The organism is Nostoc sp. FACHB-892 (genome assembly GCF_014698795.1).
Lineage (GTDB): Bacteria > Cyanobacteriota > Cyanobacteriia > Cyanobacteriales > Nostocaceae > Nostoc.
On record NZ_JACJTR010000033.1, the window covers coordinates 34,789 to 60,460 of the forward strand.

Here is a 25,672-nt window from a genome sequence, read left to right on the forward strand (position 1 = left end):
ATTTCTAAAACTTTCTCTTTTAATACTCTATGTTTATCTAAATTTCTAAATACTTGGTAAATTATTTTACCTGGATACTCGGCATAAACTGCTTCTAGGGTTTTTTCAATAACTTTTCACCTGTCTTAGGTTCTCCATTCCCTGACTCAATCCATTTGGATTGAACTAACCAAAGAGTATTTTTGTGTTCTTCATAATAAATTGCATCAATTCCATTATCGTTAAAACCATCAACAATTGCTTGTGCAGTTTCTTCTTCGGAAGCAGAGGCAAGACTTACTAAGCTGTAAGCAGCATAACTTCTTGATAAACAAGCTTTTTTTCTTTCCTCTTCATTTTTTTTTATGTAATCCGACATATCAATTAAGCTTATTAATTTTTCATTAAGTTTATTTTTAATATATGTTAGTTGAAGTTGCGCCATTTTGTTATCCTTGAATCTTAAAGCTAAGAATTTAAAATTTAGATAAAAATCGGGACTGAGAAATACATCTCAGTCCCGATAAAAAAGCGGGCTAACCGCTATTTATATGGTTAACCCGTGCAGCTTTGGGAACGCGCAGAGAAATTGTTATTGCAATACCAACTTCACATTGGCGTTTTGCAGACCGCGCTGTTTTACTTCAGCCAAAGTTTTGTTAACAGCATACTTTTGGTTGATGGAGTTGATCAACTCGGTTTGGTTGTGCTTTTTAGCAACGCCCCACAGGTCAGCGATTAGGTCAAAAGAACCATCGCTGTTGCGAGACCAGCCGAGGTCATATTCGCCATCCAACATAGCTACAATGTCAGAACGGACACGCTGACCGTTATAACCACGGACATCAGCTTCAGTCTTTACGCTGATACCGAGGTCGCGCAAGGAAGCCTTGAGGATTTCGGCATCGGTGATTTTGGTACGCAGGGTGCTAAAGTGAGACATTTGGGTTTCCTCCAGTGAGAAGATTGAGAAAAACGACAACGGTTTGTTTTGGGCGAAGCCGCGTTAGCAGGATGCGGCTTTTTTTTAAACTGCTAGCATTCAGAGCTAGCCTTTCCCCCTGGGATGGCAGAGGAAAGCTTTTAGAACTCCATTCGCTGATATTCAGCTACGGAGGACGCTGCGGGGCGTGCGCGCTGTCTGGCCCAATCTCTCAGAGCCGTTACTTGTTCTTGCATCGTTCGAGACAGCGGCAATGTTGCCTTCAGTGCAGCAATAATATCTAGTTGGGTGAACTCCCGATCTTGGGCAAAAGCTTCATACATTGCCGCAACGATCGCTTGCTCAATTTCTGCTCCAGAAAAGCCATCAGACATCTTGGCTAGTTGCTCAAGATCGAATCGAGAAATGTCTTCACGGCGTTTGGTCAGATGAATATTGAAAATATCCTGCCGTTCTTCTGGTGTTGGCAGATCCACAAAGAAAATTTCATCAAAGCGTCCTTTCCTCAAGAACTCGCCAGGTAAACGTTCTACTCTGTTGGCAGTTGCCATCACGAACACTGGTGATTTCTTATCTTGCATCCATGTGAGGAAAGAGCCGAAGATTCTGCTTGAAGTCCCCCCATCAGAATCAGATGAACCTCCACTACCAGCAAAGGATTTATCCAATTCATCGATAAACAAAATCGCTGGGGAAATAGATTCTGCTGTTTTCAGGGCGTTTCGCAGATTTGCCTCACTTCGTCCCACCATTGAGCCGTCGTAGACTCGCCCCATATCTAACCGCAGTAGTGGTAAACCCCACAACCGGGAAGTAGTTTTGGCAATTAATGACTTACCGCAACCGGGAACTCCTAGAATTAACATCCCCTTCGGTTGAGGCAAACCATACTCTCTTGCTCTTTCTGTGAAAGCGTTAGAGCGTTGTTTGAGCCATCTTTTTAACTCTTCTAAGCCACCTACAGCATCAATGGTTTCATCTTCTTCAATGTATTCTAAGATTCCATTGCGCCGAATTAGTTGCTTTTTCTCAGATAAAACGATATCTACTTCATCTTCCGTCAAACGCCCTGTAGTTACCTGCGCCTTTCGGTAGACTTTCTCAGCTTCATCTTTAGTTAGACCTAAAGCTGCCCTGAGAAGCTTTTCTCTAGCCTCTGTTGTCAACCGCCGACCACGATTTTGGTCTACGTGCTGAGTCAGTACTTTATTTAACTCTGCCATATCTGGCAGTGTAAAATCGATAACAACAACTTCTTTTTCTAACTCTATAGGCACTTGTTGCATTGGAGACATCAAAATGATGTTCTTTTGCGTACCTTTAAAGCTAGCGATCGCATCACGTAACGATCTGTTTGTTGCAGGCGCATCAATAAAAGGATGTAAATCTTTAAGAATAAATATACTGGGTTCTTTCTGGCGAATTATCCACTCAATCGCCGCCTCTGGAGACACGGTATTGTGTTGGGTAACATTCCGAGGCTGACCATACTCCACAATTCCGTGTGTTACTGTCCAAACAAATACTCGGCGCTGGGGCTTTAACTCTGACTGGGCGATTGTGGAAATTGCTTGCTCGGCCCGCTCTTCCTCGGAGGTCACAAGGTAGATTAAAGGGTATTGAGCTTGAATTAGGATCTTGAGCTCTTGGTTCATACTTCGACCTACTTGAGACCTTATAGAGACAGTAGAGACATTGCTTCTGGTAAAGACAACCGATTTATGAATTATTCATTCATGATTTCTATTTATCTAGCAAGGAACTAATTCTTCCTCACCCTTGGGATGGGTTTCATCTTCATCCATTTCATCAATGGAAAGATGCTCTTGACCAACTACTCCTGCTTGATTGCCCAAAGTAACTAGTTCCCCATCACGTAAGACTAACGAGCTATCACAAGTTGGGCATGAATAAACTCTATGAGTCCGCCCATAAGAAGAATCTTCTACCTCGTCAACCAATTCTGAATTAGATAGGTAAAAAACAAGGGCACGTTCTGCAAGTTCTGACATTGGTTCGGAATCGACTGCTGAACGAATCTTCAATTTTCTGTGCAACTCTGGCGATAAATACAAAGTGACCTTTTGCTTAGTTTGCGTTTGCATATAACTCTTTAACGGTCTTACCCGGGTATGTATATCAAGTTATCGGTTTTTCTATTGGTTGTCAAGACAGTAAAACGTTTTGACGCTATTTTTGTTACATTTGTTTACATCTGAGGCTGAAATGCTGTTTATTGAGTGATAAATCCCTCAGAACAAGCCTTTCAGAATTAATCAGGACTTAAGACTTAAATCCTGAAACCTCAATGGGAATTAGCGATCGCTAATTCAACGATAAAGCTAAGAGTACCTGACTTGGCTTATTTTTTAACTATTTTGAGCGTCAGCGGGTTAAAGTTGAACACCTTTCCGGTTGTAAACAACTGATATCCACAGGAGATACCAGCGAATGACATCAGCAGGGAAAAAAGGGATGCAGAGCCGATAACAACACCACTAGCGATGAATAGAGCAATTCCTATCCCAATCAACACCCATCCTAATTTCCGATTATCGCGCCCACCCCAATTTAGAGCTACTACACCTCCTATACACAGCAAAATTCCAGGTGTGCTGCGTAAGTAGACACTCACATAAATACTTGTACTTAAAAATGTAATGCCTGCTAGGATGAGTCCTAAACCAATAAGCTTACTAACAAGGATTACTTGTTCCTCTTCTTTACTGGTGGTAGGTGCTGTAATTTTTGTTGGCGTGGAGTTTGGTGTAGGATTTTTTGTGGCAGATGCAGAGTACTGCTGCACCCTCAACATGAAAGTTATTTTGTCTCCCTGCCCAAATGAAATTCTATCTCCTGGATGCAGTGGACAAAAAACTTGAGGTTGAAGTTTCGCACCATTAACATACGTACCATTAGAACTGCCCAAATCGGTGATATGGTATTCATCTCCATTCACCCAAATTTGCGCGTGGATGCGAGATACCACATCCGAATTTGGTAAGCCAGAAATATCAATATCTGGTGGTTTTTGGTCGTTTGGCTTACCGATGCAAATTACAGAAAGATTTGGTGGAAATTGCAAAGGTGTGTTGGTTTGGAAGTGAAAAAGCTCCAAAGTTACCTCAACTGTCTGAAATGCACTGTACAGGACTTGTGTGATAAAGTACTTACTTTGAGCTTCCTCTACTGAGAACTCAAAAGAGAATCGTAAATATCCTGAAAAAATATTGAATTTTTAATAAGCGCTCTTTTGGTGCAGTTTATTCAGCAGTTTACGGATTCGGGAATAACTCGTAAATTGGCGAAGGTATTGATCTGAGTTTTTAGTATTTCTATAAAATCAGTGACTTTGGCAAAATGTGTAATGTAAATGGCTACTGCTAATAAAATCTATAGTTTGGGGCCAAGAATTTATAGGTTTGCCGCCAGCGTTAGCGGAGTTACTGCCCTGTTAATAATCTTATGGGGTTGTACTGCAAATAATTTTAACGCCGGAGCTATCACCTGGAAAACTTACAGTAACTCCCGTTACGGCTTTGAATTTCCATATCCGAGTAACTGGACATCTTTAGCAGCCCCAGAAAATGATGATGGGATTGCGTTTATTTCACCACAAAATAACACCGTAGAAATTCGGGGTTGGGCAAGTCAGCAGCTACCAAATTCGATTGTTACAGAACAAGAGCCTGTGAAAAAGCTCAAACCCAACTTTCAAACTGCCCAAGGAATATCTGGAGTGCTGCTTGTAGAAGTTAATCAACAAATAGGTTCGATGACACTGACACTAACTCAGGGTCAAGTGAAATATTACTGGCAGGGACGAAGCAAGAGCCAAGATTTTCAAGATTATTATCGTTTGTTTTATTACATTGCCCAGCAGTATCGGATTCCGAAGTCTTGAGTGAGGAGTTAGGAGTTAGGAGTTAGGAGTTAGAATAATTCCGTTTATTTTCTACCATTTTCCCCTGCTCTCTGCTCCCTAAATCCACATCTCTCTCAGAATGATGATTAAGAGGGTACAGAAACCTGATAGATTTAGCTATCAGCGAGTAAAAACTGGTGAAGATGAAAGTCCTGGTTATTGGTGGTGATGGATATTGCGGTTGGGCAACTGCTCTTTACCTTTCCAATCGAGGTTATGAAGTTGGAATTTTAGATAGTTTGGTGCGGCGGCATTGGGATAATGAACTTGGAGTCGAAACTCTCACTCCGATCGCACTAATTCAACAACGTCTCCAGCGCTGGCAAGATTTGACGGGTAAATCTATCGATTTGTTCATCGGCGATATTACAAATTACGAATTTCTCCATAAAACATTACAGCAATTTCAGCCAAATGCTCTGGTGCATTTTGGTGAACAGCGTTCGGCCCCATTTTCCATGATTGACCGAGAACATGCAGTTGTTACCCAGGTCAATAATGTAGTTGGTACGTTGAACTTGCTGTACGCTATGCGGGAAGATTTCCCCGACTGTCATTTAGTGAAGCTGGGGACGATGGGTGAATACGGTACACCCAACATCGACATCGAAGAAGGGTATATCACCATTGAACACAATGGACGCAAGGATACCCTACCTTATCCCAAGCAGCCCGGTTCGATGTACCATTTAAGCAAAGTCCATGATAGTCATAACATCCACTTTGCTTGCCGGATTTGGGGATTGCGGGCAACTGATTTAAATCAGGGTGTAGTTTATGGCGTCTTAACCGAAGAAACGGGGATGGACGAACTATTGATTAATCGGCTGGATTACGATGGTGTGTTTGGTACTGCACTAAACCGCTTTTGTATTCAAGCAGCGATTGGACATCCGTTAACTGTCTACGGTAAAGGTGGACAAACTCGCGGATTTTTGGATATTCGGGATACAGTACGATGTGTGGAATTAGCGATCGCTAACCCTGCCGAGGCTGGTGAATTCCGCGTATTTAACCAATTTACCGAACAATTCAGCGTCGGCGACTTGGCATTGATGGTGAAAAAAGCTGGTAACGCTATGGGATTGAGTGTAGAAATCAATCACCTAGATAACCCTAGAGTCGAGAAAGAAGAACATTACTTCAACGCTAAAAACACTAAATTGCTTGATTTAGGTTTACAGCCTCACTTACTTTCTGATTCTTTACTCGATTCTCTGTTAAACTTTGCCATCAAGTATCAGACGCGAGTTGATCACAAACAAATTCTGCCCAAAGTCTCTTGGCACAGAAATTAGGATAAACCCAAGTAAATCGTGGGTTTAACACTGGTCGTCATGTTTTAGCACAATATGACGACCAATTAGTTATTATTTATCAGGCGTATCGTCCAGCTATTACTAAATTTGCGTTTACTACAGTTATTTTGACTATGCAGAATTGATTACAGAACGCGAGACAGTTTACTCTGGTTTAATAGCAAAATGCACTCTAAGCTGAGATTATCTGCCTGGACTGAATAGTTTTATATGAGAATTGCCCTATTTACCGAAACCTTTTTACCCAAGGTTGACGGCATTGTAACGCGCCTGCGCCATACTGTTGACCATCTACAGCGCAGTGGTAATCAAGTGCTGGTAATTGCCCCTGATGGAGGCATCACAGAACACAAAGGGGCTAAAGTTTACGGCGTTACTGGCTTTCCTCTGCCATTGTATCCAGAATTGAAAATGGCACTTCCCCGCCCAGCCATTGGGTACGCCTTAGAAGAGTTCAAGCCAGATATTATTCATGTCGTGAATCCAGCAGTTTTAGGTTTGTCTGGGATATTTTATAGCAAAATCCTCAAAATACCCTTAGTAGCGTCTTACCATACCCATTTACCTCAATATCTCCAGCATTACGGCTTGGGAATGCTGGAAGGTTTTCTTTGGGAACTGCTCAAAGGCGCTCATAATCAAGCAGCTTTGAATCTGTGTACTTCCACAGCAATGGTGGAGGAACTGACAGCACATGGTATTGAACGTGTAGATTTATGGCAACGCGGGGTGGATACGGAATTATTTCACCCGGATTTAGCTAGTGTAGAGATGCGATCGCGCCTATCAAAAAATCATCCAGAAAGTCCATTGCTACTTTATGTGGGGCGGCTTTCTGCTGAAAAAGAAATTGAGCGCATCAAACCAATTTTAGAAGCAATTCCCGAAGCGCGGTTAGCATTGGTTGGGGATGGTCCCCACCGTGAAGCATTGCAAAAACACTTTGCTGGCACAAACACTTATTTTGTTGGGTATCTCATGGGACAAGAGTTAGGTTCTGCTTTTGCAAGTGCTGATGCCTTTATCTTTCCTTCCCGTACAGAAACATTAGGCTTAGTACTATTAGAAGCAATGGCAGCTGGCTGTCCGGTAGTAGCAGCCCGTTCCGGGGGGATTCCTGATATTGTGACAGATGGGGTAAATGGATATCTTTTTGAGCCAACAGCAGATGTTCAAGGAGCGATCGCCGCTACTGTTCGCCTCTTAGAACAAAAGCAACAACGAGACATCATCCGTCAAAATGCTCGCCAAGAAGCAGAAGTTTGGGGTTGGCCATCTGCCACCAAGCAGCTACAAGATTACTACCAAAAAGTAATATTTTCTGAAAAGTTGGCAAAATCAGGGAGTAGGGAGTAGGGAGTAGGCAGATGAGGGAGCAAGGGGAGAAGAATTAATAACAACCAATGCCCAAAATCTAAAATCTAAAATTCCCATGACCGAAACAGACTCATGATACAAGCCCATTTATTTATGGGGATTATTAATTTTGAATTTTGAATTTTGAATTCGGAGCAAAGCGACGTGACACTCCCTAACTCTGGCAGCGTCTTGGCTACATTAACTGAATTGACTCAAGTTAATCGTACTCATGCCCTACTGCGTCGTGTTAAAGATTTATCTGTTAATGAATTTGTTTGCTTACTCGACTTCATAACGGCTGAGTTCCAGCAATTTCTTAGAGCCATTGAACTGATTAATAATGAAACTCTAGAAATTATGTTGGAGAAGGTGCTAGAAGCTATCACCCTCAAAATTGGTCAAATCCTGCAAGCAGAACACACAGCTATTTTTTTAGTTGACTATGATAAAGGTCAACTGTGGTCAAAAGTTCCTCAAGATAATACCCAAAAGTTCTTAGAAATTCGGACTCCCATTACAGCGGGTATTCCCGGTCATGTTGCTAGTACAGGTCAATATCTAAATATATCTGAGACTTATACTCACCCTCTATTTAGCCCAGAACTTGAAAAACAAATGGGCTACAAAATACATAATATTTTATGTATGCCTGTTCTCAGTAGCAAAAACCAGACTGTAGCGGTAGTGCAACTGGCTAATAAAACCGGGAATGTTCCGTTTAATTATGATGATGAAGAACGGTTTCGAGACTTCGCCGCTTCTATTGGGATTATTCTGGAAAGCTGCCAATCTTTTTATGTAGCAGCTCGCAATCAACGAGGTGCAACGGCTCTGTTGCGGGCAACTCAAACACTGGGGCAAAGTTTGGAGTTAGAAGCAACTTTGCAGATAGTCATGGAGCAAGCTCGAATTTTAATGCAAGCAGACCGCAGCACACTGTTTTTATATCGTAAAGAGATGGGCGAACTCTGGACGAAAGTTGCAGCGGCGGCAGATGGCACAAATTTAATAGAAATTCGCATTCCTGCAAACCGTGGCATTGCTGGCTATGTGGCCTCCACTGGTGAAGCATTAAATATTTCTGATGCCTATAAAGATCCCCGTTTTGATCCGACTATAGATAGAAGAACTGGGTATGTAACTCGTAATATTCTTTGTTTGCCACTATTTAATTCTGCAAATGAATTAATTGGCGTTACACAATTAATTAATAAGCAACAAAACAGTTTTACTGCTTCTGATGAAGAGTTTATGCGGGCTTTTAATATCCAGGCAGGAGTTGCTTTAGAAAATGCTCGCCTATTTGAAAATGTACTGTTAGAAAAGCAGTATCAAAAAGACATTTTACAAAGTTTATCAGATGCTGTGATTTCTACGGATATGACAGGATGCATTGTGACGATTAATGATGCAGCCCTAGAGTTGTTGGGTTGTCCAATAGGAGACGCTAATACTAAAAACAATAAGCTTTTGTGGGAACAAAATTTGATTGGTCGCCTAGTTTGGGAAGTTGTACCGATTGAAAATCTCCAAATGCGGTTAGAAGATAGTTTAAAAACTGGAGCTAAACATTATGTACCAGAGCAAAGTTTGATAGTGGGAATTTCTCAATTTAAGAGTGAGGAGCGATGCCCTGAGCCTGCCGTTGGCGCAGCATCTCGTAGAGAAGAGTTAGGAGTTAAAAGTGAGTCTCAAGAATCAAAATTCAGGACTCAGGACTCAATTTTAGCAGTGCGTGATCGCACTAACCCCGATATTTTCATTCCCTGGAATCTACCCCTCACTCCCCAATCTGAATTTCTCACCACTGATGAGGTGCAAAAATTAGAACGCAGCACTAATCTCACCGTCAATCCCCTAACTAACCCAGAAGGCGGTGTCCGGGGTGGTTTGGTGGTGTTAGAAGACATCAGCCAGGAAAAACGGATGAAAACTACTATGTCCCGCTACCTAACGCCCCATGTAGCCGAGCAAGTTATGGCTTTGGGGGAAGATGCTTTAATGGTGGGTGAGCGCAAGGAAGTAACCGTTTTGTTTTCTGATATCCGTGGCTACACAACACTTACAGAAAATCTTGGTGCAGCTGAAGTGGTATTGCTGCTCAATGAGTATTTTGAAACGATGGTGGAGGCGGTTTTTAACTGTGAAGGCACTCTCGATAAGTTTATTGGTGATGCCTTAATGGCGGTATTTGGTGCGCCAATACCGCTAACTGAAAATCATGCTTGGAGAGCTGTGCAGTCAGCGTTAGATATGCGACAACGGTTAGAAGAATTTAACCATCGACGAATTATTCAAGCGCAGCCACAAATCCATATTGGCATTGGGATTAGTTCTGGAGAAGTAGTTTCGGGTAATATTGGTTCTCGCAAACGGATGGATTACACCGTAATTGGAGATGGCGTAAATTTAAGTTCGCGTTTGGAAGCGGTAACTAAGGATTACGGTTGTGATATAATTCTAAGCGAATTTACTTACCAGCTTTGCAGCGATCGCATTTGGGTGCGTCAGTTAGATAAAATCCGAGTCAAAGGGAAACACGAGGCTGTAAATATCTACGAGTTAATTGGCGATCGCAGCATCGCTCTAGATGCCAACACTCAAGAGTTTTTATTTCACTATCATACTGGACGATCAGCTTATTTATCGCGCAACTTCTCACAAGCGATCGCCTGTTTTGAAGCTGCTAAATGCATCAAACCCCAAGATCAAGCTGTTGATATCTACATAGAACGGGCGCGTAATTATCAACAAACGCCACCTCTAAAGTCTTGGGATGGTGTCTGGGCAATACTTAGTAAGTAGTCATTAGTCATTCGTCATTTGCCCAATGCCCCATTCAACCTTCAACCTTCAACCTCTCCCTGATCATCCTTAAACGGATCTTCGCCAATTCTTAGCTCTATTTTTGAGCGTTTCAACTGTTGCCATAGATCCCTTATTTGTTCGTAAGCTTCACCTGGAGGCAGTTTTCCATTTGTTTCTAAGTTGCAAATGTAGCTTACTCGTTGGGCAAATTCCTGTAGATTAGCATTAAAAACCAAGTTTTCTGGCTTTACCTGACCGTAGTAGCGGCCGCGAGGGTAAAGAAAATCATCTTTGTTCACTATTTTGTTCTCCAATTTATCAACTCCCTTTGTGTTTGAGTCTCTAAAGCTGAATCATTTGGTACCCTGATATCTACGTTTTGTCATAAAAGAGTCAAGGGGTAGGGGAGAAGACCACATAAATGTAGTTGCTCTGAAAGCCTTGATTGCTGTAAAGTTCCAAATCCTCCCCGCTCCTTTACCTCTTTGGTCAGACTGCGGTAACTCGAACTATATGAACTCCTTTTCCAACTTAATGATGCGGGAATTGGTTGATTTAGATTTTGAGACCAAAAAATAAAGCCTGAAATACTTTTACTGTAAAAGTTACAAAAAGATTTCTCCTAAAGTAACTAACAGAGAATATTTGACTTCCCTCCCAGTTGTAAATTTATCTCATCTTAAATTTATAAAGTTCTGATTGTAATTAACTTCGGTAGAAACTCTGGGTTAAATTTTGCTAAAAAACACCCGTATTTCTAGTAATTATCATTTTTGCAAAAATAACTACAGATTTTTAGGGAAAAACCACTTAGGTAAATATACTACGCGTTAAAGCGAATTGTCCTCTGTTAAAAGTTAGAGATTCAGTTGTGAATGTTTAGCAACTTTCTGCTGACCAGTGACCAAAAACAGGGAAAGGAGAAAATAGAAAGGTGAAAAAATTTTCCTCTGTGCCCGTCTGCCCTTTTCCAGTGTTAAGGTTTCCTGCTATAGACCTCTGCCTAATTACCCTTGTCCTTGCACCCTGTTAAATAATCATCAATGGCTAATAGTTAGTAACTAAAGATAAAATGGTAAAGCCTCAAAGGACAGATTTTATCCATCGCCTAGAACTTTACTGCCACCATGTCTGTTAATTCCAAGTTATACGAAGGCAAAGCCAAAATTCTTTATACAACAGACGATCCGGAAGTCTTGTTGGCCGATTTTAAAGACGATGCCACGGCGTTTAACGCCCAAAAGCGCGGCAGTATCCAAGAAAAGGGAAAGATTAATTGTAGCATTTCCAGCCAGCTTTTTAAACAGTTGGAGGCAAATGGTATAAAAACTCACTTTATTGACAGTCCTACCCCGAATCAGATGCGGGTGAGAGCAGTAAAAATTTTACCCTTAGAAGTGGTTATCAGAAATATTGCTGCTGGCAGTTTGTGTCAGCAAACAGGATTACCAGTGGGTACAATTCTGAAACAGCCTTTGGTTGAATTTTATTACAAAAACGATCAATTAGGAGATCCTTTGTTGACACGCGATCGCCTGTACCTGCTAGAACTAGCTACTCCGGAACAAGTAGACGCAATTACACATCTAGCATTGCAAATCAATGAATTTCTCCAGAAATTTTGGCAACAATGTGGCATTACCCTAGTAGACTTCAAACTAGAGTTTGGTTTGGACTCACAACAGCAGTTGCTCTTGGCAGACGAAATTAGCCCTGACACTTGCCGTTTGTGGGATACCGCAGAAGAAGACTCAAACCGCCGGGTAATGGACAAAGACCGCTTTCGCCGGGACTTAGGAAATGTAGAGGATGCCTACCAGGAGGTTTTACAAAGAGTGCTAAAAGCAGTAGAGAGTAATAATTAAGTGGGTAAAAATCAATTAAACTCGTGTGGATTGTCCTTTGTCACTTGTCCTTTGTTATTCACCAACGGCTAATGACTAATGACTATTTGTGATGGTGTGTGTGGTCGTGAAGAGGAATCAAAAGTAAAATGCGTTTATCTCCCTTATTGCTGGCAGCAGTAGCAATTGCAGCCCCTTGGGGCGGTTCATTGAGTGCAAGTGCAGAAACCGCCAACAGTTCAAAACAGACAACAGAAGTTTTGACACTAGAAACAAATCAGCAGCCAGAAAAGGACACAGATCAGGTTGAATCTAGTAAAAGTCTAGAATCTCGACCTAATCCCACAGAGGTTATGGAGGCGGATAAATCCCGCATTGTCGCAGTTTACCCTGCCAATCCAGCAGCGATGACTGCGGCGGACTACGCCTACGTGGTACCAAAGGTAATAGTGCCAACCTCCACAACCCCAAAAACTGCACAAACCCCTCCAATAGATCCTAATTCTAATCAGCAGCCCTCTCCCCCTCCCGACATTCCACCGCCAGAAATTCAACAACCAACCCTTTCCCCTACTCCTGAGACAGCTCCAGTTCCAGAAAATGTCAATCCACCGACAACGGAACCTTTATTACCCACTACTCCAGAACCATCTACCGCTCCTGATGTTCCATTCCCAGATAGTCAACAACGAACACCTGCTCCAACCCCAGGTGCGACTCCCAGTCCGCAGAATGTTAACCCGCCGACAACTCCGGGAGAGACTCAACCCAACACAGCCCCAGAAGCCAATGATCCCCGCGTATTGGTGTCGGAAGTATTAATTAGATCACAAACTGGCCAACTATCACCAGAACTGGAAGAACAAGTTTACAAAGTAATTCGTACCCAACCAGGACGAACGACAACCCGCACCCAACTGCAAGAAGATATTAACGCCATCTTTGGTACTGGCTTCTTCTCCAACGTGCAAGCAGCGCCAGAAGATACCCCCTTGGGAGTCCGGGTGAGCTTTGTTGTACAGCCTAACCCCGTTTTAAGCAAGGTAGAAGTGCAAGCCAATCCTGGCACTGGTGTTGCTTCTGTACTTCCAGCTAATACTGTGGATGAAGTCTTTAAGGATCAGTATGGCAGAATCCTCAACTTACGTGATTTGCAAGAAGGCATCAAGCAGTTAAACAAGCGGTATCAAGACCAAGGTTACGTACTAGCTAACGTGATTGGAGCGCCACAAGTCTCTGAAAACGGGGTTGTTACCTTGCAAATAGCAGAAGGTGTAGTAGAAAACATTCGAGTCCGATTCCGCAATAAAGATGGCCAGGAGACAGACGAGAAGGGACAACCAATTCGGGGACGGACACAGGATTACATCATTACCCGAGAAGTGGAGTTGAAGCCAGGACAAGTATTCAATCGCAACACAGTGCAAAGAGACTTACAGCGAGTGTATGGACTAGGACTGTTTGAAGATGTGAATGTCTCCCTTGACCCTGGTACTGACCCTAGCAAAGTGGATGTGGTCGTGAATGTAGCTGAACGCAGTAGTGGTTCTATTGCAGCCGGGGCAGGGTTTAGTTCTGCTAGTGGACTTTTTGGAACAGTTAGCTATCAACAGCAAAACCTGAACGGTAGGAACCAAAAACTGGGGGCAGAAGTACAAATAGGAGCGCAAGAGTTATTCCTGTTTGATGCGCGGTTTACAGACCCCTGGATTGCCGGAGATCCCTACCGGACTTCCTACACAGTCAATCTTTTTCGCCGCAGTTCTATATCATTGATTTTTGATGGCAAAGATCAAGATATTAGGACGTTTCAGGAAGGACAAACGGATGATGGCGATCGCCCCCGCATCCTCCGTCTAGGTGGCGGTGTCACCTTTACCCGCCCCCTTTCCCCCAATCCTTACAAAACTTCGGTATGGACAGCCTCAGCCGGTTTCCAGTATCAAAGAGTTTCCGCCCGTGATGCCGATGGCGATATCAGAAGAACAGGAGCGGTGTTTGACGACGATGGGAACCGCATTAGCGGCGAAATTCCACTTAGCTTCTCTGGTGCGGGTGAAGACGATTTATTGCTATTGCAACTAGGGGCACAGCGTGATCTCCGTAATAACCCTCTGCAACCCACTAGCGGTTCTTATCTCCGCTTCGGAATAGACCAGTCAGTACCTGTGGGACAAGGTAACATTTTGCTGACCAGATTGCGGGGTAGTTACAGCAAATATTTACCCATTCAATTGATTAACCTCAGCAAAGGGGCACAAACCTTAGCATTTAATGTGCAAGCGGGAACCATCCTTGGTGACTTGCCTCCCTACGAAGCTTTTACCATTGGCGGTAGCAACTCCGTCCGAGGTTATGAAGAAGGAGCATTAGCTAGTGGACGCTCTTATGTGCAAGCATCAGTTGAGTATCGGTTCCCAGTTTTTTCAGTAGTCAGTGGCGCACTATTTTTTGATATTGGCAGTGACTTGGGAACTAGTACCCAGGCAGCTGAAGTGCTCAATAAGAACGGCAGTGGCTACGGCTATGGTCTCGGCGTACGCGTCCAGTCTCCACTGGGGCCAATTCGTATTGATTACGGTATCAACGATGACGGTGATAGTCGGATTAATTTCGGTATTGGCGAAAGATTTTAACTTGTCATTAGTCAGTTGTCATTGGTCATTAGTGAATCACAAAGGGCAAATGACAATTATCTTTTTTGGATTAGCTTGCTAATTTTTACATTTACCTCAATACTGTTCCGATAAAGGGATTAATGACATTAATAAGGGAATATCAGGGATTTTACCAAAACAGACGATGAACAATACTAAAAGAAATATACTGACTTTTAGACCATGCAACAGCACACTCTAGCCGCCCAAATCACCCAAATAGGGGTGGGATTGCATAGCGGTGTGAGTACCCAGGTGCGGATACTACCGGCTGAGGCAGGAAGTGGACGCTACTTTGTGAGGGTGGATTTACCGGATTTGCCGATCATTCCAGCCCAAGTTGCGGCTGTTAGTCACACTGTTCTCTCAACTCAGTTGGGCAAAAGTGAGGTATATGTTCGCACGGTAGAACATTTGTTGGCAGCCCTTGCGGGTATGGGTGTGGATAATGCCCGGATTGAAATTGATGGTTCAGAAGTTCCACTTTTAGATGGTTCAGCAAGTGTATGGACAGCTAATATTGCCCAAGTTGGCTTAGTATCACAACCTATTAACAACCAAGCTCCTTTGGCTGTTACAGAACCAATATGGGTCTATCAAGGCGATGCCTTTGTATGTGCCCTCCCAGCAGCAGAAACCCGCTTTAGTTACGGTATTGATTTTGACCTGCCCGCTATTGGTAATCAATGGCACAGTTGGTTGCTAAACGCTGAACTTGAAAACGCTTCTGCTAGCTTTGCGACAGAAATTGCTCCTGCCCGCACTTTTGGGTTACTGCATCAAATTGAACATTTACAACAAACAGGGTTAATTAAAGGTGGCAGTTTGGATAATGCACTCGTTTGTGGCCCAGAAGGCTGGTTAAATCCACCATTAAGATTTGCAAATGAGCCAGTCCGTCATAAAATCTTGGATTTAGTAGGAGATTTAAGTTTACTAGGAACTTTTCCTATTGCTCATTTTTTAGCGTATAAAGCCAGTCACAATTTACACATTCAACTGGCTCAGAAAATTTTAGATTTTGGATCTGCTCTAAAGGTTAAAATCCAGGATTATTAAGGCTTTCTATCTACGCCTGCCTACTCAATCAAATGAAACATTAACCACACGGCCAATGTCAATCCTCACTGAAGTGAATACCATCGATACAACTACATCTACCAAACCACAGGCTATAAATGAGACTACAATCAACTCTGAGATTAAAACAACTTTTACATCTGAAGAAATTCAGAGATTGCTACCCCACCGCTATCCATTTTTACTTGTAGACAAAATAATTGACTACGTTCCAGGTAAAAAAGCTGTTGGCGTTAAAAATGTCACTATCAACGAACCCCATTTCCCAGGACATTTCCCTGAACGACCACTGATGCCAGGGGTGCTAATTGTCGAAGCAATGGCACAAGTTGGAGGCATTGTTTTAACTCAAATGTCTTCGGTAGAAGGCGGACTCTTTGTCTTCGCTGGTATCGATAAAGTTCGGTTTCGCCGCCAAGTTGTACCCGGAGATCAACTAGTCATGACAGTGGAACTGTTATGGGTAAAACAACGTCGTTTCGGTAAGATGCAAGGTCGTGCCGAAGTTGACGGTCAACTTGCTTGTGAAGGGGAATTAATGTTTTCTCTAGTTAACTAAAAGTTTGCTTTCGTGGTATTGGCATAGCCGTGAAATGCCCTTGCTGAATCCTGAAAAAGGATGAAAGTAAAAAAATCCACAACAGCATCTGATAATTTCTTGATTTTCGACGCCCTCTTTACGAGACGCACTCACGAACACACTTAACTTGCTTTGCCCGACACTCTCGTTCACTGAAATACTTAACGCTCAACAATGCCAGTCGCCTCAAATGGGATGGCAGTCAGTATAACTCTCTTAACCAGGGTAACGCACTGCTTTAAAAACCCCACCCGGCGCTGGCTTATCAAGACAGTTCTGGAGATTCACCCTTGAAAACGCTAATTCATCCAACTGCTGTAATTCATCCGAAATCGGAACTCCACCATACAGTGCAAGTCGGTGCCTATGCTGTGATTGGAGCGCATGTCAAAGTGGGCCCTGAAACAATAATCGGCGCTCATGCTGTGTTAGAGGGACCTTGTGAAATTGGGGCGCAAAATCAGATTTTTACAGGTGCAGCCATCGGCATGGAACCCCAGGATCTCAAATTTGTGGGAGAACCAACCTGGGTCAAAATTGGTGATAACAACTTAATTCGTGAGTACGTTACTATTAACCGCGCTACTGGTGCTGGTGAAGCAACAGTAATTGGTGATGGTAACCTACTGATGGCTTATGCCCATGTAGCTCATAACTGCGTGATTGAAGACCAAGTAGTGATTGCTAACTCTGTGGCGTTGGCAGGTCATGTGCATATAGAGTCACGCGCTAGGCTGAGTGGGGTTTTAGGTGTCCATCAATTTGTGCATATTGGTAGACAGGCAATGGTGGGAGGCATGGCACGTATTGACCGGGATGTGGCCCCATATATGCTAGTGGAGGGAAATCCGGCGCGGGTGCGAACCCTTAACCTTGTGGGACTCAAACGCTCTGGTATGGACTCAGCAGATTTGCAAATGCTGAAAAAAGCTTTCCGCATCCTCTACCGTTCTAATTTGTCCTTTAAGGATGCCTTGGAACAACTAGAACTGTTAGGGAATAGCGAAGAATTGCAACATCTGCGTCGCTTTCTGCTACTTTCTCAGATGCCAGGAAGGCGTGGTTTAATTCCCGGTAAGGGGAAAAAAGGCGCGAGTGATGAATCGTGAGTTAGGAGTTAGGAGTTAGGAGTTATGAGTTATGAGTTGAGAAATTACATTTTTTAACTCTTCACTCCTCATTCCTAATTCTTCACTTTTAATTCTTCACTTTTAATTCCTAACTTCTAACTTTAATTATCTAATTATCAAATGCGGATATTTATCAGCACTGGCGAAGTATCTGGCGATTTACAAGGGTCGCTGCTAATTACAGCGCTGAAGCGTCAAGCTGTGGCGATTGGGTTGGAATTAGAGATTGTGGCGCTGGGTGGTGAAAAAATGGTGGAGGCTGGGGCAATTCTGCTAGGCAATACCAGTAGTATTGGCTCAATGGGTATTTTAGAAGGGCTGCCTTATATTTTACCGACTCTCCAGGTGCAACGTCAGGCGATCGCTTTCTTAAAGCAAAATCCACCTGACTTAGTGGTGCTGATCGATTATATGACTCCCAATCTGGAAATTGGGACTTATATGAAACGTCAGTTAGCAGATGTGCCTGTGGTGTATTACATCGCTCCCCAAGAGTGGGCTTGGTCAATCAGTTTGCGTAGAACTAACCGGATTGTTGGCTTTACAGATAAGCTGTTGGCAATCTTTCCACAAGAAGCCCGTTACTTTCGCCAGCAAGGGGCAGAAGTTAGTTGGGTAGGGCATCCTTTGGTTGACCGAATGCAAGACGCTCCTAACCGCCAAGCAGCCCGTGCAAAATTGGGGATTGCGCCAGAACAAATTGCGATCGCACTTCTCCCTGCTTCTCGTCGCCAAGAACTAAAATATCTTTTACCAATTATTTTTCAAGCTGCCCAAACGATTCAAGCTAAATTACCTGAAGTTCATTTCTGGATTCCACTATCTTTGGAAGTCTATAGAAAGCCAATTGAGGAGGCTATTAAGCGTTACGGTTTGCAAGCTACAGTTCTATTAGGCCAACAAAAGGAAGTTTTTGCCGCGGCTGATTTAGCCATCAGCAAATCTGGTACTGTCAACTTAGAACTTGCTCTGTTAAATGTGCCGCAAGTTGTAGTTTACCGCTTAAGTCCCCTAACTGCTTGGATAGCTCGTAAAATCCTCAAGGGTTCTGTAACGTTTGCATCGCCACCTAATTTAGTAGTGATGAAGCCGATTGTGCCAGAATTTTTACAAGAGGAAGCCACAGCAGAAAATATTATCCAAGCAGCGATGGAACTGCTACTTAATCCCAGTCGCAGAAACCAAACTTTGGCAGATTATGAAGAAATGCGGCGTAGTTTAGGAGAAGTTGGCGTGTGCGATCGGGCTGCTCAAGAAATTTTGCAAATGGTGGCGGTGAGTGGCGATTAGGGATTGGCGACTAGGGACTGGGAAAATTTTGTATATTTAATACTCAATACCCAATACCCAATACCCAACCCCCAATCCCTTTAGAGGTGTCATGGCTCATGAGATGAGAAAACAACGAGCGATCGCAGTTGACTTATTCGCTGGTGCGGGCGGTATGACTCTTGGCTTTGAGCAAGCTGGTTTTGATGTGCTAGCGGCTGTAGAAATTGACCCCATCCACTGTGCAACACATGAGTTTAACTTCCCTTATTGCTCAGTGTTATGTAAAAGTGTTGTGGATACAACCGGGGAAGAAATTAGGAGTCGTTCTAAAATTGGCGATCGCGAAATTGATGTGGTAATTTGTGGCTCACCATGTCAAGGTTTTTCTCTAATTGGTAAACGAGTTGTTGATGATCCACGGAACTCTTTGGTATTTCACTTTCATCGGCTGGTTTTTGAACTAAAACCAAAATTTTTTGTGATGGAAAATGTTCGGGGGATCACAGTTGGTAAACATAAACAAATCCTCGAATCTTTAATTAGCGAGTTTAAAATTCACGGCTATAAAGTACAAGAAAATTACCAAGTTCTCAATGCTGCAAATTACGGAGTACCACAGTCGCGTGAGAGATTATTTCTCATAGGTGCAAGAGAGGATGTAGAGTTAGTAAAATATCCCCAGCCGATTACTAAACAAGCATTATCAAATAATTTAACTTTAAAAAAAATATCTGATATTCCATTAGGCCCGACGGTATGGGATGCAATTAAAGATTTACCTGAAATACAAAAATATCCTGAGTTACTAATAAGAGATTGGGTTATAGCAGAATACGAAAAGCCTAGTAACTACGCTCGTGTACTTCGCGGATTAAAATTCCTAGACGATGATTATTCTTACAAACGTGAATATGATTTGCGAATACTTTCTTCCAGTTTAAGAACAAAACATTCTGTAGAAACTATTCAACGTTTTCAGGAAACTCAACAAGGCGAGAGAGAAAAAATTAGTCGTTTTTATAAGCTGCATCCTGCTGGTGTTTGCAATACTTTAAGAGCCGGAACAGATAAGTACAGGGGTTCTTTCACATCTCCTAGACCAATTCATCCATTTACACCGCGCTGTATCACTGTCAGAGAAGCAGCGAGATTACATTCTTACCCCGATTGGTTTAGATTTCATGTAACCAAATGGCACGGATTTAGACAAGTAGGTAACTCTGTGCCACCGCTACTAGCAAAGGCTGTGGCCGCGGAAATTATTCGTAGTTTGAATATTTCGCCTTTGAAGCCCAGTTTTCAATACGAGTTAGGAGAGGAGAAGCTACTACAATTTAATATGTCGCAAGCGGCACAGTATTACCAGCGTGACTGATAAAAATACACTCTGTAATATGTGCAAGGTTGAGCTAAGTCCAGCTACGGAAGAATGTAGTATCTTCCCAAATATTAGCAGTTTGCCTTGCGATCGCTGTTAATTCTTCCTTTTTAAGAGGCACAAAAGCCCGCGCTATCTTGACATTATTCTCTAATTGTGAAATAGTTTCTGCTGCAATTACACAACAATGAACTCCAGGTTGAGACATTGTATAACCTAAAGCTTGCTCCATACCTCTCAATCCACCCGGTTTAAACAGCCGTCCATAAGCCGGAACTTTCATCGCAATCACACCAACATTTTTTTCTTGAGCAACTGGTAAAACCACTGGGATAAATGGCTGTGGGTGGTGTTCATCGGCGGCATTCACAGGAATCAGTGTACTGTGGAAAGGATAGCGACGTAAGCCTTCAGCAATCACTTGAGGGTCGTGATGTCCGGTAATACCTGCGAAGCGCACCAGCTTTTGCTCTATAGCTTCTTCTAAAGCTTTAATTGCACCAGATGGACTAAAGATGGTGTCGAGTTCTTCAGAAAAAGAGACGCGATGCAACTGCCACAAATCGAGATAATCTGTATTGAGACGTTTAAGCGATCGCTCTAATTCTCGCCATGCACCATCCCGATCTCTTTGATCAGTCTTGCTTGCTAGAAACACCTTTGAGCGATGGGGTGGTAGCACTTTACCTAAATAATCTTCACTTGGCCCATAACTAGCTGCCGTATCAAAATAACGAATACCAAGTTCCAACGCCCTTTGAATAATTGCCGCAGCATCATCCTCTTTTCCTTCCCAGGATAGCGGCGTTTGTCCTGCTCCTCCTAACCCGAAGATCGGGAGTTTTACTTTCGTGCGTCCCAGCATCCGTTCTGGCATACTTGCTGGCGGTGTTGCGGTGTTGGTAGTATTTTGCCCAAAAGCATTAGTTGCCACAATACCTCCAGTTACAGAAATGCTGGTTATTAGGAAATTACGCCGCGTTTTTCCTTCTGTCATGATTGGCTCCGGGGGCGAAATTACTTTTATTATAAATTTTAGCTAGGGATAATTAATTTCAGAAAGCAGAATTACTGATATAGGAACACTAGGAAAGCATTGATCGTTGGTTAAAAAAGTAGAGCATTGAGTAAGGCTAGCTTCACGCCTAATCAAATAACAGCGACAATGCTTAAAAGATTACGAGTCTGAATATTTAGAAATCGGCATCTTTTCTTGCTAAAAAGTAACCAAATGGGTAGGCAAAAAGAAAATAATTATACCTTTAGTCGTTGATAGAGAGCTATAAATTGCTTTAGCTTATTATCGGGTACAACTATTAAATTTGTCTCTGCCAATAGTAATTAATTCAACTCAATTAAGTGACTTCCATAGATACCCTTTGACCGACTGATTGTTGCTACAGCTAGATTTCATGATTTTCCTTTGCTAACTGCGAATGGAAAAAATCTTAACTATACTGATGTGCAAATTCTTAATTTGTGTTAGCGCTTGAGTATTAATTCATCCCAACTTATCTCGTCTGCTTTGCGTTAATTCCGCTTTATTTGCTTCGTAATTCTGTTATGACCTCGAAAGATCCTGTTGCCTTACCCGTGAATGGATTGGTTCTATCTGAAGAAGCCTTTTTCTTTGAGCGATCGCTTGATCTGCTGTCGGTCATTGGTCTGGATGGCTACTTTAAGCGGATCAACCCTGCATTTACCCAAACCCTCGGCCACTCAGAAGCAGAATTATTAGCTAGTCCTTTTTTAGACTTCGTGCATCCAGACGACCACTTCGCCACGTTATCAGAAATGGAGAAGGTGAAAACTGGGATACCAACGCTCAATTTCGAGAATCGTTACCGGACGAAAGATGGCTGCTACCGATGGCTGGGATGGACAGCATCACCGCAGATTGCCCGGGGATTGATATACTGCGTTGCCCGTGACATGACCCAGCAAAAAGAGACCGAAGCCGCCCTACAACGCGCCAACCAGAAACTAGAACAACGCGTTGCTGAACGGACTGCCCAGTTAGAACAGACAAATGCAGTCCTGGCAGAACGAGAAGCCTTGTATCGAACGCTGACACAACACATCCCCAATGGCGCAGTTCACCTGTTTGACCATGACCTGCGCTTTTTGCTCATTGAAGGTAGCGAAATCAAACAATTGGGATTAGATGGAGCGGCACTGGTGGGGCAAACCATTTGGGAAGTTCTGCCTCCAGAAACCTGTGAGCAAATTGAGCCGATGTATCGTGCGGCACTGGCGGGTCACATTTCAGTCCAGGAAGTGCTTTACTCCAATCAGATTTATGAAGTACATACTTTACCTGTCCGTAATGAGCAGGGTGAGATTTTTGCAGGCATGGTACTCACCCAAAACATGACGTATCGCAAGCAGGTAGAAGCAGAATTACAAGAAAGCAAATCAATACTGCAACGGCAACTGGCTGAGATTGAAAGCATTTACCAGTCTGCCCCAATTGGGTTGAACGTTCTCGATACCAACCTGCGTTTTGTGCGGATTAACCAGCGATTGGCACAGATCAATGGATTTTCCGTAGAGGAACACATTGGGCGAACAATTCGAGAATTATTGCCTAACATCGCTGATACTGCCGAAGAGTTGCTACGCCCTGTCTTAGAAAAGGGAGAACCGCTACTAAACGTCGAAATTCGGGGGGAAACTCCGGCACAACCGGGAGTAGAGCGTGTGTGGTTGGAGAGCTTTTTGCCATTAAAGGATGGCGATCGCATTATTGGCATCAATACCGTTTGTCAAGAGATCACCGAGCAGATTCAGGTCGATGAAGCCCTGCGCCAGAGTGAAGAACGATTCCGCACAATGGCAGACAATGCACCTGTAATGGTTTGGGTGACGGATGCCACCGGATACTGCACCTATCTCAGCCAAAGCTGGTATGAGTTCACAGGGCAAACCGAAGCAATAGGGCTGGGGTTTGGTTGGCTGAATGCGGTGCATCTAGAGGATTTTCCATTTGCTCAAGAAACATTTATAAGCGCTAATACGCATCAAAAAGCCTTTCGAGCAGAATACCGTTTACGCCGTCAGGACGGTGAATATCGTTGGGCAATTGATGCGGCAAGTCCCTGGTTTGAGGCAGATGGGCAGTATAAAGGCTACATCGGCTCAGTTATTGATATCACAGATCGCAAACAAGCAGAAGAAGCCCTGCGGCGATCTGAGGAACGCTATCGCACGCTGTTTGAAACGATGGAAGACGGCTTTTGCGTTATTGAAATGTTATTTGATGCAAACAATACGCCGATTGATTATCGCTTCCTAGAAATTAACCCTGCATTTGAACAACAAACCGGATTCCAACAGGCAGAGGGTAAAACGGTACGCCAACTCCTTCCCAATCTGGAAGAATTTTGGTTTCAGACTTATGGCAGAGTCGCTCTAACAGGTGAAGCCATTCGCTTTGAAAATGGCTCTGAGGCAATGAATCGCTGGTTTGATGTTTATGCGTTTCGCATTGAGCAGCCAGAGAGCCACAAAGTGGCCATCCTGTTCAAGGATATTAGCGATCGCAAACAGTCTGAGAAAGCCCTGCGGGAGAATGAAGATCGTTGGCGGATGGCGATCGCCTCTGCTCAATTGGGAACCTGGGATTGGAATCTAGTTACAGGAGAATTGAAATGGGATACTGGCTGCAAAGCCATGTTTGGGCTACCACCCGATGCCGAGAGTAGTGGAGAGGTGTTTTTTGAGGGCTTACATCCCGATGATCGCGATCGTCTTCAAGAAATTATTCAAGAGGCGTTTAACCCAGCATCAGGTGGCTCTTATGACACTGAGTATCGAACGATTGGCATTCAGGATAAAGTTGAACGCTGGCTGAGAGCGAAAGGGCAAGCCTACTTTGATGCAAACGGAAAACCGATCCGCTTCATTGGTACGGTGTTGAATATTACGGAGCAAAAACAAACCGAAGCACAATTAATTCATGATGTTTTTCACGATTCACTAACTGGATTGCCAAACCGTGCTTTATTTGTCGAAAGATTGGAGCAGGCGCTGGCGCTAACAAAACGTCATTCAGACTACAGATTCGCTGTCCTGTTCCTAGATGTGGATCGCTTTAAAGTTATCAACGATAGCCTTGGTCATATAATTGGGGATCAATTGCTAACGGCACTGGCACGCAGATTAGAAAGGTGCCTCCGTGCAGGAGATACAGTTGCCCGCTTAGGTGGAGATGAGTTCACAATCCTATTAGATGATATCAAAGATTTAAATGATGTAAAAAATGTAGCGAACAGAATAAATGTAGCTTTGACAGGAGCTTTTAATCTTGGTGGAAATGAAGTAATTACTACTGTAAGTATTGGTATCGCTTTAGGCACAAACACTTATAATCTATCAGAAGAACTCATCCGTGACGCTGACATTGCAATGTACCGTGCTAAAGCATTAGGAAAAGCACGCTATGAAATATTTGATTTTAGTATGTACACTCAAGCTGCCCAGTTATTACAGTTAGAAATGGATCTACGACGGGCAATTGAACGCCAAGAATTTCAGGTTTACTATCAGCCAATTGTCTCGTTAGAAACTTATCAAATTATTGGCTTTGAGGCTCTTGTGCGCTGGCAACATCCTGAACATGGAATTGTTTCTCCAGAAAAGTTTATTCCCTTAGCAGAAGAAACTGGGCTGATTGTGCCGATTGGTTATTGGGTGTTACGCGAAGCTTGTTGTCAGATGCGGGCTTGGCAATTTAAATTTCCTACTAACCCACCCTTAAGCATCAGTGTCAATATTTCTAGTAAACAGTTTTTCCACCCCAATTTGATTGAGGAAATTCGCCAAATTCTGCTCGATTCTGGTCTAAAAGGCAGCAGTTTAAAGTTGGAGATTACTGAAACCGTACTGATGAAAAATTCTGACTCAGCCACTGCTATGCTTTTGGAATTACAACAGATGAATATTCAGTTACATCTAGATGATTTTGGCACAGGTTATTCATCCTTGAGTTATCTGCATCATTTTCCCTTTAGTGCATTGAAAATTGATCGTTCATTTGTTATCAACATTGGTGCTAATGGAGAAAACTTGGAAATTGTTCAGGCGATTATTTCTCTAGCACAAAGTCTTAACATAAATGTAATAGCAGAGGGTATAGAAACAATAGAGCAATTAACACATCTTAAAATTAAAAAATGCAACAACGCACAAGGATATATTTTCTCTCAGCCACTTGATAGCAAGTCGATAGATGCATTAATCGCATCCAGCTTGTACTTTAAGCTCAATTAAGAGTTCTTAGATTTGTTATATATTTAAGTCTATCTTCAGGTTAGATGCCGTGATACTACCAATCCTAAATGTGAGAATATCGCATTTAATCAGGATAGGTGAAAATAAGAGCGATGCCTATGGCGGT

Annotated in this window: 19 protein-coding genes; 12 read left to right on the forward strand and 7 right to left on the reverse strand. The window is 43.0% G+C overall.

The features are described 5' to 3' along the window. Nucleotides 1–94 precede the first annotated feature (94 nt). From H6G96_RS29520 to H6G96_RS29540, 5 genes are all read right to left on the reverse strand, one after another. Nucleotides 95–424: a hypothetical protein gene (locus H6G96_RS29520; RefSeq protein WP_190916216.1), complete on the reverse strand. Its 330-nt coding sequence runs from the start codon at nucleotides 422–424 to the stop codon at nucleotides 95–97. Nucleotides 425–571: 147 nt separating this feature from the next. Beyond that, nucleotides 572–922, reverse strand: coding sequence for a DUF1257 domain-containing protein (locus H6G96_RS29525; protein ID WP_012407317.1), 351 nt, complete (start codon nucleotides 920–922; stop codon nucleotides 572–574). A gap of 140 nt (nucleotides 923–1,062) precedes the next feature. Beyond that, entirely contained in the window at nucleotides 1,063–2,577 is a 1,515-nt protein-coding gene (locus H6G96_RS29530) for an AAA family ATPase (RefSeq protein ID WP_190916218.1), read from the reverse strand. A gap of 96 nt (nucleotides 2,578–2,673) precedes the next feature. Continuing rightward, entirely contained in the window at nucleotides 2,674–3,027 is a 354-nt protein-coding gene (locus H6G96_RS29535) for a hypothetical protein (protein WP_190916220.1), read from the reverse strand. A gap of 257 nt (nucleotides 3,028–3,284) precedes the next feature. Next, nucleotides 3,285–4,040, reverse strand: coding sequence for an FHA domain-containing protein (locus tag H6G96_RS29540; RefSeq protein WP_242063436.1), 756 nt, complete (start codon nucleotides 4,038–4,040; stop codon nucleotides 3,285–3,287). 255 nt (nucleotides 4,041–4,295) lie between these two features. Between H6G96_RS29540 and H6G96_RS29545 the strand changes: the two genes are divergently transcribed. From H6G96_RS29545 to H6G96_RS29560, 4 genes are all read left to right on the forward strand, one after another. Further along, complete coding sequence (locus tag H6G96_RS29545) at nucleotides 4,296–4,826, forward strand: hypothetical protein (RefSeq protein WP_190916222.1); 531 nt, start codon at nucleotides 4,296–4,298, stop codon at nucleotides 4,824–4,826. 164 nt (nucleotides 4,827–4,990) lie between these two features. Then, a complete protein-coding gene (locus tag H6G96_RS29550) occupies nucleotides 4,991–6,145 on the forward strand; it encodes an NAD-dependent epimerase/dehydratase family protein (RefSeq protein WP_190916274.1) in 1,155 nt (384 codons plus the stop codon). A 231-nt stretch (nucleotides 6,146–6,376) separates the two neighbouring features. Further along, nucleotides 6,377–7,522 (forward strand): glycosyltransferase family 1 protein, encoded by a 1,146-nt coding sequence (locus H6G96_RS29555; RefSeq protein ID WP_190916224.1) that lies wholly within the window; start codon nucleotides 6,377–6,379, stop codon nucleotides 7,520–7,522. A gap of 165 nt (nucleotides 7,523–7,687) precedes the next feature. Next, on the forward strand, nucleotides 7,688–10,330 hold the full coding sequence (locus H6G96_RS29560) for a GAF domain-containing protein (protein ID WP_190916226.1): 2,643 nt from the start codon (nucleotides 7,688–7,690) through the stop codon (nucleotides 10,328–10,330). Between the two features lie 41 nt (nucleotides 10,331–10,371). On the opposite strand, the gene H6G96_RS29565 is transcribed toward H6G96_RS29560, so the two are convergent. Then, nucleotides 10,372–10,635 carry a hypothetical protein gene (locus H6G96_RS29565; RefSeq protein WP_190730619.1) on the reverse strand — a complete coding sequence of 88 codons (264 nt, stop codon included), beginning with the start codon at nucleotides 10,633–10,635 and terminating at the stop codon, nucleotides 10,372–10,374. Nucleotides 10,636–11,460: 825 nt separating this feature from the next. Here H6G96_RS29565 and purC point away from each other — a divergent pair. The 7 genes from purC to H6G96_RS29600 all read left to right on the forward strand — a co-directional run bounded on the left by purC (nucleotide 11,461) and on the right by H6G96_RS29600 (nucleotide 20,271). Further along, nucleotides 11,461–12,198 (forward strand): phosphoribosylaminoimidazolesuccinocarboxamide synthase, encoded by a 738-nt coding sequence (purC, locus tag H6G96_RS29570; protein WP_190916228.1) that lies wholly within the window; start codon nucleotides 11,461–11,463, stop codon nucleotides 12,196–12,198. Nucleotides 12,199–12,326: 128 nt separating this feature from the next. Then, entirely contained in the window at nucleotides 12,327–14,813 is a 2,487-nt protein-coding gene (locus H6G96_RS29575; protein ID WP_190916230.1) for a BamA/TamA family outer membrane protein, read from the forward strand. A 204-nt stretch (nucleotides 14,814–15,017) separates the two neighbouring features. After that, complete coding sequence (gene lpxC, locus H6G96_RS29580) at nucleotides 15,018–15,893, forward strand: UDP-3-O-acyl-N-acetylglucosamine deacetylase (protein WP_190916232.1); 876 nt, start codon at nucleotides 15,018–15,020, stop codon at nucleotides 15,891–15,893. Between the two features lie 55 nt (nucleotides 15,894–15,948). Further along, nucleotides 15,949–16,473 carry a 3-hydroxyacyl-ACP dehydratase FabZ gene (gene fabZ / locus H6G96_RS29585; protein ID WP_190916234.1) on the forward strand — a complete coding sequence of 175 codons (525 nt, stop codon included), beginning with the start codon at nucleotides 15,949–15,951 and terminating at the stop codon, nucleotides 16,471–16,473. Between the two features lie 311 nt (nucleotides 16,474–16,784). After that, nucleotides 16,785–17,603: an acyl-ACP--UDP-N-acetylglucosamine O-acyltransferase gene (gene lpxA / locus H6G96_RS29590; protein ID WP_190730597.1), complete on the forward strand. Its 819-nt coding sequence runs from the start codon at nucleotides 16,785–16,787 to the stop codon at nucleotides 17,601–17,603. Nucleotides 17,604–17,744: 141 nt separating this feature from the next. Then, nucleotides 17,745–18,914, forward strand: coding sequence for a lipid-A-disaccharide synthase (gene lpxB / locus H6G96_RS29595; RefSeq protein ID WP_190916236.1), 1,170 nt, complete (start codon nucleotides 17,745–17,747; stop codon nucleotides 18,912–18,914). 91 nt (nucleotides 18,915–19,005) lie between these two features. After that, a complete protein-coding gene (locus tag H6G96_RS29600; RefSeq protein ID WP_190916238.1) occupies nucleotides 19,006–20,271 on the forward strand; it encodes a DNA cytosine methyltransferase in 1,266 nt (421 codons plus the stop codon). A gap of 34 nt (nucleotides 20,272–20,305) precedes the next feature. Here the strand turns inward: H6G96_RS29600 and H6G96_RS29605 are convergent, their stop codons facing one another. Further along, nucleotides 20,306–21,271: an aldo/keto reductase gene (locus H6G96_RS29605; RefSeq protein WP_190916240.1), complete on the reverse strand. Its 966-nt coding sequence runs from the start codon at nucleotides 21,269–21,271 to the stop codon at nucleotides 20,306–20,308. A 566-nt stretch (nucleotides 21,272–21,837) separates the two neighbouring features. Between H6G96_RS29605 and H6G96_RS29610 the strand changes: the two genes are divergently transcribed. Further along, entirely contained in the window at nucleotides 21,838–25,545 is a 3,708-nt protein-coding gene (locus H6G96_RS29610; protein WP_190916242.1) for a PAS domain S-box protein, read from the forward strand. The last annotated feature ends 127 nt before the right edge of the window (nucleotides 25,546–25,672 follow it).

Coding starts and splice junctions, on each gene's coding strand:
- H6G96_RS29520 (WP_190916216.1), bottom strand. CDS start 424: ATGGCGCAACTTCAACTAACATATATTAAAAATAAACTTAATGAAAAA.
- H6G96_RS29535 (WP_190916220.1), bottom strand. CDS start 3,027: ATGCAAACGCAAACTAAGCAAAAGGTCACTTTGTATTTATCGCCAGAG.
- H6G96_RS29545 (WP_190916222.1), top strand. CDS start 4,296: ATGGCTACTGCTAATAAAATCTATAGTTTGGGGCCAAGAATTTATAGG.
- H6G96_RS29525 (WP_012407317.1), bottom strand. CDS start 922: ATGTCTCACTTTAGCACCCTGCGTACCAAAATCACCGATGCCGAAATC.
- H6G96_RS29610 (WP_190916242.1), top strand. CDS start 21,838: ATGACCTCGAAAGATCCTGTTGCCTTACCCGTGAATGGATTGGTTCTA.
- lpxC (WP_190916232.1), top strand. CDS start 15,018: ATGCAACAGCACACTCTAGCCGCCCAAATCACCCAAATAGGGGTGGGA.
- H6G96_RS29555 (WP_190916224.1), top strand. CDS start 6,377: ATGAGAATTGCCCTATTTACCGAAACCTTTTTACCCAAGGTTGACGGC.
- H6G96_RS29600 (WP_190916238.1), top strand. CDS start 19,006: ATGGCTCATGAGATGAGAAAACAACGAGCGATCGCAGTTGACTTATTC.
- H6G96_RS29605 (WP_190916240.1), bottom strand. CDS start 21,271: ATGACAGAAGGAAAAACGCGGCGTAATTTCCTAATAACCAGCATTTCT.
- H6G96_RS29575 (WP_190916230.1), top strand. CDS start 12,327: ATGCGTTTATCTCCCTTATTGCTGGCAGCAGTAGCAATTGCAGCCCCT.
- fabZ (WP_190916234.1), top strand. CDS start 15,949: ATGTCAATCCTCACTGAAGTGAATACCATCGATACAACTACATCTACC.
- H6G96_RS29550 (WP_190916274.1), top strand. CDS start 4,991: ATGAAAGTCCTGGTTATTGGTGGTGATGGATATTGCGGTTGGGCAACT.
- lpxB (WP_190916236.1), top strand. CDS start 17,745: ATGCGGATATTTATCAGCACTGGCGAAGTATCTGGCGATTTACAAGGG.
- H6G96_RS29530 (WP_190916218.1), bottom strand. CDS start 2,577: ATGAACCAAGAGCTCAAGATCCTAATTCAAGCTCAATACCCTTTAATC.
- purC (WP_190916228.1), top strand. CDS start 11,461: ATGTCTGTTAATTCCAAGTTATACGAAGGCAAAGCCAAAATTCTTTAT.